Source organism: Cellulosilyticum sp. I15G10I2 (assembly GCF_900095725.1).
Classification (GTDB): Bacteria; Bacillota; Clostridia; order Lachnospirales; family Cellulosilyticaceae; genus FMMP01.
The window spans coordinates 121,252-134,288 of sequence record NZ_FMMP01000006.1 but is presented as its reverse complement, the minus strand read 5'-3'; the positions used below and the strand labels follow the sequence as shown (position 1 = coordinate 134,288).

General features: G+C 34.5%; 10 protein-coding genes and 1 riboswitch. Of the genes, 1 reads left to right on the top strand and 9 read right to left on the bottom strand.

The features are described 5' to 3' along the window. Positions 1-140: 140 nt before the first annotated feature. From BN3326_RS00700 to BN3326_RS00660, 9 genes are all read right to left on the bottom strand, one after another. Positions 141-947: a MetQ/NlpA family ABC transporter substrate-binding protein gene (locus tag BN3326_RS00700; RefSeq protein WP_069997203.1), complete on the bottom strand. Its 807-nt coding sequence runs from the start codon at positions 945-947 to the stop codon at positions 141-143. A gap of 28 nt (positions 948-975) precedes the next feature. Beyond that, positions 976-1,635, bottom strand: coding sequence for a methionine ABC transporter permease (locus BN3326_RS00695; protein WP_069997202.1), 660 nt, complete (start codon positions 1,633-1,635; stop codon positions 976-978). After that, positions 1,625-2,617, bottom strand: coding sequence for a methionine ABC transporter ATP-binding protein (locus tag BN3326_RS00690; protein WP_069998373.1), 993 nt, complete (start codon positions 2,615-2,617; stop codon positions 1,625-1,627). The genes BN3326_RS00695 and BN3326_RS00690 overlap by 11 nt, the downstream gene beginning before the upstream one ends. Positions 2,618-2,765: 148 nt before the next feature. Further along, a riboswitch (SAM riboswitch) is annotated at positions 2,766-2,869 on the bottom strand. Between the two features lie 168 nt (positions 2,870-3,037). Continuing rightward, positions 3,038-3,769, bottom strand: a complete 732-nt coding sequence (locus BN3326_RS00685; RefSeq protein WP_069997201.1) for an HAD-IB family hydrolase — start codon at positions 3,767-3,769, stop codon at positions 3,038-3,040. A gap of 104 nt (positions 3,770-3,873) precedes the next feature. Beyond that, positions 3,874-5,271, bottom strand: coding sequence for an MFS transporter (locus BN3326_RS00680; RefSeq protein WP_069997200.1), 1,398 nt, complete (start codon positions 5,269-5,271; stop codon positions 3,874-3,876). Positions 5,272-5,439: 168 nt separating this feature from the next. Beyond that, positions 5,440-5,787: a single-stranded DNA-binding protein gene (locus BN3326_RS00675; RefSeq protein WP_069997199.1), complete on the bottom strand. Its 348-nt coding sequence runs from the start codon at positions 5,785-5,787 to the stop codon at positions 5,440-5,442. Between the two features lie 80 nt (positions 5,788-5,867). Next, positions 5,868-7,493, bottom strand: a complete 1,626-nt coding sequence (locus BN3326_RS00670) for a family 10 glycosylhydrolase (protein ID WP_069997198.1) — start codon at positions 7,491-7,493, stop codon at positions 5,868-5,870. Positions 7,494-7,626: 133 nt separating this feature from the next. After that, positions 7,627-9,489: a GAF domain-containing protein gene (locus tag BN3326_RS00665; protein ID WP_069997197.1), complete on the bottom strand. Its 1,863-nt coding sequence runs from the start codon at positions 9,487-9,489 to the stop codon at positions 7,627-7,629. Between the two features lie 13 nt (positions 9,490-9,502). Continuing rightward, positions 9,503-11,083 carry a DUF342 domain-containing protein gene (locus BN3326_RS00660; protein ID WP_069997196.1) on the bottom strand — a complete coding sequence of 527 codons (1,581 nt, stop codon included), beginning with the start codon at positions 11,081-11,083 and terminating at the stop codon, positions 9,503-9,505. Between the two features lie 333 nt (positions 11,084-11,416). On the opposite strand from BN3326_RS00660, the gene BN3326_RS00655 reads away from it, so the two are divergent. Continuing rightward, positions 11,417-13,021: a peptide chain release factor 3 gene (locus BN3326_RS00655; protein WP_069997195.1), complete on the top strand. Its 1,605-nt coding sequence runs from the start codon at positions 11,417-11,419 to the stop codon at positions 13,019-13,021. The last annotated feature ends 16 nt before the right edge of the window (positions 13,022-13,037 follow it).

The window sequence follows — 13,037 nt, the reverse complement described above, 5'->3', positions numbered from 1 at the left end:
AGTGCAGATACTTGATGTCAATACAATTTTGAGAATAATTACTATTTGAATGCTTTTATCATCTAAAAATAGATAATAAAAAAAGTGTGCAAAAAATGAATCACTTCACTTTTTACACACGCCCTTGCAAGTGTTATCTGTTAAAATATAGGTACAACAGCTCCTTGATATTTTTCTTCTATAAAGGCTTTAACTTGGTCACTTTTTAAAGCTTCAATCAAAGCTTTAATATCTTCACGTTTTTCATCTCCTACACGAACAACAAGGATGTTAGCAAAAGTCGTAGCTGCAAGTGAATCCTGCTCTTCTTTTGCAAGTGCATCAGTCGCTGCATTAAGTCCTGCCTGCAGTGCATTATTCCCATTGATAACAGCAAAGTCTACATCTGGTAAAGCCCTGGAAAGTTGTGCAGACTCAAGCTCTTGAATCTTAATGTTTTTAGGATTTTCAATAATATCATTAATTGTCGCTTTAAGCCCTGCATCCGGGCTTACTTTAATAAGACCTATTGTCTCTAATAAAAGTAGTGCTCTTGCTTCATTTGTTGTATCATTTGGTACAGCAATAGTGGCGCCGTCCTGAATGTCATCAAGCGACTTAGTTTTGCCTGCATAAATACCAAGCGGTTCATAATGAACAGAGGCCACTGATACAAGATTTGTTTTGTTTTCTTCATTAAAGTTATCTAAATAAGGTTGGTGCTGAAAATAGTTCGCATCTAGTTCTTTACTCTCAAGTGTAAGGTTAGGTTGTACATAATCTGTAAATTCTTTGATCTCCAGTTCATAACCTTTTTCTTTAAGCACATCTTTGGCTATGCCTAATATTTCTGCATGAGGTGTTACTGATGCACCTATTACAATTTTATTATCTTCCTTTTTTCCACAACCTGCAAAAAGTGAAAGAGTAAGTGTTGAAACGATTAATCCTGCTATTATTTTTTTCATAGTTATTGCCTCCATATAGTTATTATTTTTATTTTCTTTTATCTTTCTTGCTAGCAATCTTCATGCCTATTTCTTGTAAAATCTGGACAATGATAATAAGCAGTATAACGGTAACAATCATAATGCCCTTTTCATATCTGTAGTACCCATAGTTAATCGCTATAGTGCCAAGTCCGCCTCCACCGACTATGCCTGCCATGGCTGAATACCCAAGTATGGTTGTAGTGGCGATAGCTGCTCCTACAATAAGTGAAGGGGTTGCTTCTGGGACCATAACCTTGTAAATAATTTGGAACGGACTTGCCCCCATGGATAGTGCAGCTTCAATAATACCTTTATCAATTTCTTTAATAGATGATTCTACAAGCCTTGCAATAAAAGGTGCCGCAGCTATAACAAGCGGTACTACTGTTGCTGTTGAGCCAATAGTCGTTCCTGTAATAAAACGTGTTATTGGCAGCACTGCAATAAGTAAAATAAGAAAAGGTATAGATCTTGCTAAGTTAACAATAATATTAAGTATTTTATTGAGTCCAATATTTGGAAGTATGCCTCCCTTTTCAGTTGTCACAAGTATAACTCCTAGGGGCAGACCAATTATATAGGCTAATAAAGTAGATAGTAAAGTCATATATAAGGTTTCAAATACGCCTTTTGCTAGCATTTGTATAATCGTACTATTCCACATATCCACTTACCTCCTCTACCTGTAAGCTTTTCGAACTGAGATAGCTAATAACTTTATCTGCAGATGTCTCGTCTTCTGGCAGCTGAATAATTAGCTCACCAAATGCCCGGCCATCGATATTCTTCATATCTGCATAAAGTATATTAACCAGCACTTTGCATTCTAGAATCATACGTGCTACAGCAGGGTCATAAGATGAACTACCATCAAATATAATACGACAGCACCTTTTGCCTATTAAATGGTTAATACGGTTATCATTAGGATATACAAGTTTTTGTGCTGCTAAAGTTTTAGGATGTGTAAAGATATCATGTACCCGCCCAGCTTCTGCAATTTGGCTTTTATCAATAATTGCAACATGAGAGCATATTTTCTCAACGACACTCATTTCATGAGTAATAATAATAATGGTAATACCTAATCTTTGATTAATATCTTTTAATAAGGCAAGTATTGATTCTGTAGTAGTCGGATCCAGCGCTGAGGTTGCTTCATCACATAAAAGCACTTTAGGATTTGTCGCCAATGCACGAGCTATTGCAACACGCTGTTTTTGTCCTCCTGATAGTTGTGACGGATAGGCCTCTGCTTTATTTTCAAGTCCAACGAGCTTTAATAATTCTTCTGCCCGAAGACTAGCTTCTGATTTACTTACACCTGCAATTTCAAGCGGAAAACAAATATTACTCAGAACTGTGCGCTGCATCCATAAATTAAACTGTTGAAAAATCATACCCATCGACTGTCTTACTTGTCTTAAGCTTTTTTGATCAAGACTTCCAAGCTCCTTATCACCAAACCATATTTCTCCTTCTGTTGGCTTTTCTAAATAGTTAATACACCTTACTAAAGTACTTTTACCAGCACCACTCATACCAATGATACCAAAAATATCGCCCTTATTAATCTGCAAATTTATATTTTTTAAAGCTATAACCTCTCCGTTTGAAGAAGAAAAGGTTTTACCTAAAGCTTTCATTTCAATAATAGGACCTTCTAGCCGCTTGCTCACTTTTATCAACCCCTTCTTAAAAAATCCCGATGTACTTCTCATAGCTTATCATTTTTTAAGCCTCTTTTTGTCTTCTAAAAGACAAAAAGAGGCTTAAGACGTATTGTCACAATGCCACTTATCTTTCAGAATTTAAGTTCTGCTGGAATTAGCACCTTACATTAAATGAGGTTGCTGAGATATCTTCGGGCCAAGTCCCTCCATCTCTCTTGATAAGATTTCATTATTTAGTTTCTTGTTTGATACCAAAGTATCTAATTGACACTTAAGCATCTTATTGATACTCAGTATACTTGTATTTTTTTTGAATGTCAATACTTATTCCTAGTTTTTTTATACTTTTACTAAGGTTAATTTTGACAGTTTCCAATATTTAAATACTTATATTTAGTTGAAACAATCTAAACCTTCAATGTTTAACCTGTAAGTTACATCTTTTCTCTCTACAATTATTTTAATTTTTTTTCTAAGTTCCGCATCTTCACTAATCCGCGTTATAAGCTCCTTTGTTGGATTAATAGCAAAAGGGTAACCTACCATCTTTAACATTGTAAAATCTCCCGACGTATCCCCATAGGCATAACACGCTTGTAAATCAAGTTTATTACGGCTAACTATCTCTAAGATAGCATTTTTCTTGCTCTTAGAGTCCCACATTGGAATTATTTCTCCGCTGTACTTCCCATTTTTATCAACTTCATAAATGGTACCTCTATAATCATCCATCCCATACTTATTTGCTACTTCACTAACAAGTTCAATAGGAGAGCCTGAGATAGCAATCAGCTTATGTCCCTCTTCTTTATGCCACTTGATTCTTTCTCTTGAAAAAGTATATACACGATCACCCTTTTGCTCAATAACTCTTTTTGCTACATAAGCCATATGAAAAGGACTTATGCCTTTTACAGCTTCTGAGTAAACATCTACCATTTTAAGTAAATAAGTATCGTAGTCCCCCAGCCTTCTATCCCAATTGATAAAAGCTGGACGTACTTCACTATGCCATTTACTATTATCTATTAAATCGTACTTGATCATTTTTTTAAAGACCTCTGTAATCAGTCCTTCTCTATAGATTGTGCCATCGATATCAAAAAATGCCGCACCATTACCCATATTTTTCCCTCCTCATTCTGACCTATTCTTCTTTAATCTTTTATAAATCTTAAATGTCTTTATACTTTCTATAGTATTATATTAAAACTTTAATTGTTCTTTTGCTATAAAAACTTTTTGAACCGCCATTTTATATAAGCAACAAGCACTAAAATTAAGACCCCTGAACCCCAAGAAAGAATTTGTTGACCATATACACGATAACCCCAAATTTGATTGCCTCTGTCTAGTATAAGATGCAAAATATAGCCCCCGGCTAGTGCGCTCAAAAAACCACAAACTCCCATAATAGCAGCATTAACTCCTAAATAAGCTGTTTTATCTCCATCTGGTGCTAAATCAAGCTGAATCGCAAAAAGTCCTGGTGCAACCCCAGCCCAAGCTGCGCCTGTCAAAATAGAATATATTGTAAACATCATACGAGAATTGGTTGGTACTGTAAATCCATTTATGATAAATGCAAATGCCATGACTGAAAGCGCGGTTTTTAATACAAGTGCCCATGATTTCTTATCTGCTACCTTTCCCCCAATAGGCGTAAGTATAATTCTTATAAGACTTCCTGCAAATCCCATAATCATAATGTATGTATAGCTTAGCTTAAGATATGAGATTTGATAAATACCAAAATATGGCGTCGAAAAGAAAAATGCTGATTGCCATAGTACGGTAAGTATTATAGAGCTTCTAAAAGATTTATTTGAAATAACTTGCTTAAAGGTAACCCAAAATTTTTCACAATGCTCATTACTCTCTTTATAACCTCTTTTTTCAACTAATTTGCCATGCATTTCCTTATTATCAGAAGAAACATATGAAAACCTTGGTTCTTTGATATTGCTTAAGGCAATAAAATTAATAATGGCCAGTACTAGAATTTGCAAACTAACAAATAAGAACTTCATATCTGGGTTACTCCAAGCTTTAAGTCTGTCAAAAACCTGTCCTGTACCCAAAGCAACTGTGATCGATACTAAAACCATGATGCAGTCTCGATTTGCAAAATACTTTCCTCTTACATCTTCTGATACTAAACTAGAAATCCAATTTCCGGCAGCAGGTGCTATCATTTGGCCTAAAGTATGTGCAGTTAAAAAGGTAAGGATACATAAAATAACTTTCCAAGTTATACTCATTTTTAAAAAAGGTATAGCATAAAGAAAGGCAAACATTAACCTATGTATAATTGCTAAAATACATACAAAAAGCTTGATTTTATGCATTCTTTTGGCAAATTCTATGCCTATAAGCTGTATGATGCTGGCAAGTGATGGTATAGCTGATATAATTCCGTTAAAAGAATCACTAATTCCGAGTGTTCTAAGAATAGCCGCTAAAAAGGCCCCTCCAACTAACACGCCAATCGTTACAGCTGATGCCCCATCTACAATAAACCACATGCGGCTTCTTTTATACTCTTGATCATTTTCAGGAATTTGCATAAAATATTGATGTCTTATTTTCCCTAATACAAAATATAGATAGTATCTGATAGATTCCATTATTTCCCTCACATTCATAATGTTTTATAAACTTATCATCTACTAAAGCCCTGCTATCTATACACTTGTTTTTAGGGTAAATAAAATAAAACCATTTATTTGTGCAAAATAAACAAGCTTTAATAAGTCGTATACGACTTATTAAAGCTTGTTAGCTTATTCTATTAACTATGCATTTTGAGTAACCACATTGGCTTGTGCCAAACTCTTATGATTACCCGTAAACTCGAAGGCTTCTAAGATCACCTTTATTTTACTTATTTTATTCCCTTCTGGGTTAACAAATTTACTACTTGTTAACCGCCCAGATACAAATAATTTTTCACCTTTTTCAACATGCTGTGTGAGTATTTCAGCTTGACGGCCAAAAGCTACAATATCAATAAAGTTTGTTCTTTTTTCTTTTGAAGTTTTGTCGTCTACTGCTAGTCTAAACTGTGTATATTTAATCTCTTGTTGTGATTGTTTGAGCTCTAAATTATGTGTTACATTGCCTACTAAATTAACCTGATTCATAGAGACCTCCTAATCTTTTTTAAGAGTATACACAATCTTCACTATTTTATTCACTTTTTAGAAATAAATCCTTTTAATTACTATTTAATAAAAGCCTGACTAACCCATCCTATTTTGCCACTTGCTAATTGTACCTTAGCCCATGCCCCATTACTTTCAAGTACAGAAACTTTTGTACCTTTAGCTGCCTTCGCAACAATCAAATGACCTGTGGAGGCACCACTTCTCACGTTTAATGAACTTGCTGTAACCGTTGCTGTTTTTGTAGCAGCACCTGGCGCTGTATTAGATACGGCAGCTGCCTTATTTGTAGTAGTTGCTACCTGAATAAAACTTGCACTTACCCAGCCTTTTTGTCCACTTGCAAGCTGTACCTGATACCAACCTGCCTTGCTGTCCAAAATACTGACTTTAGTGCCTTTTGCTATTTTAGCCACAACAGGATGCTGCGTTCCCTCACCACTTCTCATGTTTAACGGACTGGCTGTTACTGTTCCTGTTTTAGCTGCTATGTTTGGTGTCTTGACTGCTGGACTTGCTGGATTCATTTGTCCTGGAAGCGTTGGCGCTAGCGGTGCTGACTCATTAAATGCTTTAATCTTATCTTTGCACCCTAAACGATTAGCCAATAACTCCCTCATGCTAAAATAAAAACTGCCTTTTACCGCTTCATATTTTTGATTAATCTTTAACTGTGTATCAATTTGAGCAGCTACAACATCACGGTAGATACCTTGCCCTATGTATAATTTTACCTTAGTGTCTTTGACTTCATTTGCCCACCATTTTACTAACGTTTCATAATCAGCTAACCGATGTCCAGTCTCCCAATAAATCTGCGGCACTACATAATCAATCCATTCATTTTTAATCCATGTCCTGGTATCTGCAGCTACCGCATAATAAGATTCATTGCCTCCTGTACTAGATCCTGTTATATCCGAAGTATTGTTTTTCCAAATACCAATTGGACTTATTCCAAATTGTATGTTTGTATTAAGACGCTTGATAGCAGCGCTTACTTGTTTAACCATATCATTAATATGCGCTCTTCTGTTATTGGCGACCGCCCCATCTTTCCCTTCTCCAGCTGGTAAAGGATAATGTGATGGATAAAAATAATCATCAAAGTGAATACCATCCACATTGTAATTTTTAATAATTTCCTCTACTGTTGCTACAATATGATTTTTAACTTCTTGTGACTCTGGATTATAGTATAATGCATTATTATAGCTAAAAACCCAACTTGGATTTTTTCTTGCCGGATGATCGCTGCTTAGTGCATTAAGGTCTATTCCCGCTGTAGTTACCCTATACGGGTTGAGCCACGCATGAAAAGTCATCCCCCTTTTATGCGCTTCTTCTATCATAAACGCCATAGGATCATATCCAGGATTTCTGCCTTGTACGCCTGTTAAAACGTCTGACCATGGATTAATGTTAGACTGATATAAAGCATCTGCTTTAGGCCTTACCTGAAGAACTACTGCATTTATTCCTATCGCCTTTAATTCCTCCAGCTTTTTAATATATTCTTCTTTCTGAGAAGTCTCATTATTTTTTGTACTTGGATAGTCTATGTTAAAAACTGTTGCTATCCACACCGCTCTCATATCTTGTGAAGGTAGCGCGGCTGAAGCATGTGTTGATAACATACTTGTTGCCATAAAAATTATTGTAACTAAAGCAAGTAATTTTTTCACCTAATCTGCCTCCTTTTCGTCATAAATAGATACTTTTCAACTACTCTGTAACTCGTATTATAATGGAAAATGGAGTTTTTGTAAATATTTGTAATAACTTTGTGATAATAATGAAACATTTAATCCCTAGATTTTATCTAGGGATCGCTACAACTTTACTATACCTCTGCTGCTTATAAAAGCTTATATAATCAAACTGCTTTACTTCCTCTATCGTGTTAAAATAGGGCGCCAGACAAAAACTCTTATCTGATATTTCATCTTCATAACTTAAAAGAAAAATAAACTGATCAACTATATAGCATTCTTCTCCTTCTATAAGTAAATCATCTGATTTTTGAAAAGGAGTCAGATCCAGGATTTTATAAAAGAGATAAAAATCTAACTCATAATCACTTCTTTCAACTAATTTTATTTCTACTGCACTTATAAACTGATGCAAAGGATCTATCTGATATTCTTTTTGCATACGACAATTAAGATCCATCTGATAGATAACCGGTGAAATATTTTTAGTTATTGTATCAATAAGAAGTATTTCCTCTTCTTTTAGACTATCATGTGTCTGGGCTACTACCAAAAACCCCTTAGGCAAAGATTCCTCACTCTCATAACCTATTCCAGTGCAAATAGGTGCAATAATCATACAGTTTGATGCACCTATTTGACAAACTAAATGCTCCTCAAAAAAATCATACAGCGCATTTTCTTTAAAATCCAAAAGGACTTCACCCTCTACTACTTTTTCCCACCTTTTATTAAGTCCAAACGCAATGTTTTCGATTTGCAAGCCTACAGTATTTACAACTGTATAGTGATCTTCATTGTAGTAAGCAAAAAAAGCTTTTTTTACACCAAAATTAAGCGCTAAGACTTTTAATGTAAGACTAAATAGTTCATCAATAGTAACTCCGCTATTAATATTCTGAATAATTTTATTAAGTGTATTTAAGGTGTGAAACTTTCTTTTAACTCTATCATTCTGAACCAAAAGTTTTTTAAATAATAGTGCATTTGAGATAGCTATGTGTGTAAATGAAGCGAGTGTTTCAACCAGTTCAAATGTTGCTTCGTCATAAACACGGTCATTAACAGGCTCGCTCAGCGTAACAACCCCTAAGATTTTATCTTTAATTAACAAAACAATATAACGTGTCTCAAGAAGCGTTAATTCTTCCCAATTCTCAAAAAGTGCTTGAATAATTTTTAAATCTTTATTAAAATCTAGTACAATCTGGCTACTCACATACTCTTCAGAAGCCAGGCGAAGTTCTGTAAATACATTTGAGTAGTTTGATACATTCCTATATCCCAAAACCTTAATTGTTTCTGACACTTCATCATAAATACCAAAAGAAGTAACTCTGCTGCAAGTCATCTCACTAAATATATCTGTAGCTAAAGTATAAAGATCCTCTAGTTCAACCTGTGATAAAAGAGATTTAGCACTTTGATTAATAGCAAATAGATTAAATATTTTTTGATCAAGCAGTTTATTCTTTTGACCAAGCTCAGATAACTGCTTGCTGTTACCTAAAGAGTTAGCAAAGAGTTTCATTAAGGCACTTGCAATAATCCCATCATCTTCATCAAAATGGCCGATCATCTTGCCGTTTGAAAGTATAAATCCATATAAATAATCATCAATAATAAGTGGAATGACCAGTTCTATATCTAGTGCCTTAACGATATGCTCATCAAAAAACAAATCAAAATGATTTACAATAATATCTCCATGGCGTACAGGCAGCTCTTTGAGTTTTTTAGTGCAAGGCATTTTATAAGTCTCTAGATTATATAACCTGTTTTTTTTCAAAATATAGCTATGCCCTTCACGCACAAATAGTGCTGAGGCGTTTAACGTTAAAATCTCATTGGTAAACTCAAATGCATAGTTGCTAATCTGCTCTAAACTGAATCTTTGAGTAAAAAAATCTATTGCTTGTAATAATGCCTGATAGCGATAACCATTGCTTGTTATTTTATTGTCTGCCAATCAAATCTCCCCTTTAATCAAACATTAATCTATTATCCTGTGCATAAAATGTACCTGTAGTCACTTGAGTAAGCCGCTTTTGAAGATTTTTAATTTGCAGTAATGTTCTTGGATAGGCCTTATCGTATATAGTCACTTCGCCTTCTCCCTTAGATGATAAAATCTTTAAGAGTGCTTTTCTTTCTTCTTCCAATTTATATATTTCATCAACTAATTCTTGATGTATTTTCTGGTAGCTCATATAGTCTTCATCACTTTTTGTTCTTCCAAATTGTACAAGTGTCATTTCATATACCTTTAACTCTCTTTCATTGCGTTCTGCTTTTATGACTAATTCTTTATAAGTAAGCAGTAATTCATCCAACTGTTTTTTAATAGCTTTTCTATCAAAACCCGCTACATTAATATAAGTTTCTTTTTCATAAATATTGCCTACCATCCGCAAGGATACCTTATTTTTAGCTCTAATAGTCCCCCCTATTGTTCGACCATTTTTAGCTTGTACCAAAATACTATCTGCACTTAGATCACTGTCTAATGCATAATATCCAATATCAATCGTATCCTGAGCTTTGATTGCACACGCATTAGCATATTTCAAAAAGACACTTCCACCCGCTTCAACAATACACTTCCCTTTTCCCGAGACGCCTCCTTTTATATAAACATTTCCAAGCTTAGAATAAATCTTCTCAGCTGCTCCAACCCCTATACTTCCAAGTATAGAAATATCATGCTTGGCTGTAACAGAAAAGCCGTCTTCAACGGTTCCTTCAATTGTTACATAGCCATCAAACTCGATATTCCCCGTTTCAGTTCCAACATTTTTACTGATCATCAAATGATTAATAACTCCTATTTTACCTTCCTTTATTTGTAAAGCCCCATCAAATTTAGCTATAAGTACAGTCTTGTTTTCTTTCTCAATAGTTTCTACACTACTTTGCTCAAAGCGCAGATTTTTATCTTTCCCTGGTTTTCCTGGGAGGACTTCGCCTTTAATATTCATCCCATCTGCTCCAAGTTTTGCAAAAACCTTCTCACCTAACCAATCCCCTTTATGAACATGTCTAACCAAATTCATATCATAATAGTTTGTTCTGCCATCATCATGAAGATTAGGTTTCATATCAGATAGTTCTAAATAAATAATGCGTGCATCCGTTCCCTCTCCTGGAAGGGTCCCTTTGGCTACTATAATATTCTTTTGTGCAGTTAGTTCTTTATTGATTACATCATACAAAATGCCATGAACAATTTTATTTTCTCTAAGTTGTTTTAATATTTCTTCTTTTATTGCTTCTTTTGTAGCAGCATATGTCTCTTTATCCAAGTTAATACTAACTTTAGCTTCTAAATTATCTGGTGAAATATATAGTTCTACTGGGGGTTTAAGATTCCCAAACTCTATTTTTTCATTAGCTACATGTTCTAAAGCCTGTTTTAATACTAAAAATTTTGTTATAACAATGGCAGGATATTTTTCCATAATAATTTGAAAGTCTCGAATTGAGAATCCTGATCTTACAACTTGTATGAATAATATCTGATTTTCTTCTATAATAGAAAAGTATTCATTTTGTACAAGTATCATAGCATCCACCTTTTTATAGTTTTCAAAGCAACTCTTATGTTTTGTTCTCTAAGCTTAATATTTACTCACTTATTAGCACAGTACACAATTTTTTATACAAATTTACATATAATAATAAATTATAACATATTTTATGCGTTTTGAATTGTTTTAAATATTTTTTATTCTACTACTAGAGAATCTATTTCTAGTTTAACATTTAGTGTTATTCACATATTTTTATGGATAGCTTCGTATTTTAGACTTGACATTTTAATGATATTAGCATAACATTTATTAGTTGTAGACTTTATATCATACATCTCATGATGAATAAAGATAAGGACGGTTAAGATGTCAATAGAAAATCAAAATTATAACGATGAAATACGACGCAGAAGAACCTTTGCTCTTATTTCACACCCCGATGCCGGTAAGACTACTCTTACTGAAAAGTTTCTTTTATATGGAGGTGCTATTCGCTCAGCAGGTTCTGTCAAATCAAGAAGATCTCAAAAACATGCAGTCTCTGACTGGATGGAAATAGAAAAACAAAGGGGTATCTCTGTAACTTCAAGTGTACTCCAATTTGACTATAACGGGTTTTGTATTAATATATTAGATACCCCTGGGCATCAAGACTTTAGTGAAGATACTTATAGAACTTTAGTCGCAACTGATAGTGCCATCATGGTAATCGACTCTTCAAAAGGTGTTGAGGAACAAACAAAAAAATTATTTAAAGTCTGTAAAATGCGTGGTATTCCTATCTTTACTTTTATTAATAAGATGGATGCCGAAGGCAAAGACCCTTTTGAACTTATGGAAGATCTTGAAAATGCTCTGGGCATTCGGTCTTATGCCATGGACTGGCCTATTGGTATGGGTAAAAACTTTAAAGGTGTTTACAATCGTCAAAAAAAGCAAGTAGAACTTTTTAATGATGGTAAACATGGCCAGGCTATTGCTCAATCTATCAAAGGAGACATTACTGATGAAAAGTTCAAGACGCTGCTCGGAGATGATCTTCATCAAAAGCTTCTTGAAGATATTGAACTCCTTGATATAGCTGGTGACGAATATGATTTAGATCAAATTCTGAGTGGTAATCTTACGCCTGTATTTTTTGGAAGTGCACTGACGAATTTCGGGGTGGAGCCCTTCCTGGAAACATTTTTAGAAATCAGCAGACCTCCTCAACCTCGTGAAAGCAATTTAGGACCCGTTGATCCCCTCGATGATTATTTTTCTGGTTTTATCTTTAAAATTCAAGCTAATATGAATCCAGCTCACCGTGATCGTATTGCTTTTCTTAGAATCTGTTCTGGTAAATTTGAAAAGGGCATGATGGTTAATCACGTTCAAAAGGGTAAAAAAGTAAAACTTGCACAACCTCAGCAATTCTTAGCCCAAGACCGAGCTACAGTAGAAACTGCATACCCAGGTGATATTATTGGTATTCATGACCCAGGTATTTTTAATATTGGTGATTCTTTATGTAGCAGCGACATAAATCTTAGATATGCTGGCATTCCACAGTTTGCCCCTGAACACTTTATGAAGATTTCTACTATAAGTGCACTTAAACGTAAGCAGTTCTTAAAAGGTATTACCCAACTTGCAGAAGAAGGTTCTATACAAGTTTATAAGCGTCATTTTACCGGAACTGAAGAACTTATTGTAGGTGCAGTAGGGGTACTGCAGTTTGAAGTACTTGAATATCGGCTTAATAATGAGTACGGTGTTGAAATTAAAAAACAAATGCTGCCATACCGCTTTATCAGATGGATTGAAATGGAAAATTTTGACCCTTCTACCTTCTTTCTTACAATGGACTCTATGCTGGCTCAAACAGAAGATGATGATCCTGTTTTGCTTTGCCAATATGAATGGGCTATTAAGCAAATCTCAGAACGTAACCCTAAAGCAACCTTGAGAGAAACATACTTAAAACACTAGGACTTTAACTCATTTT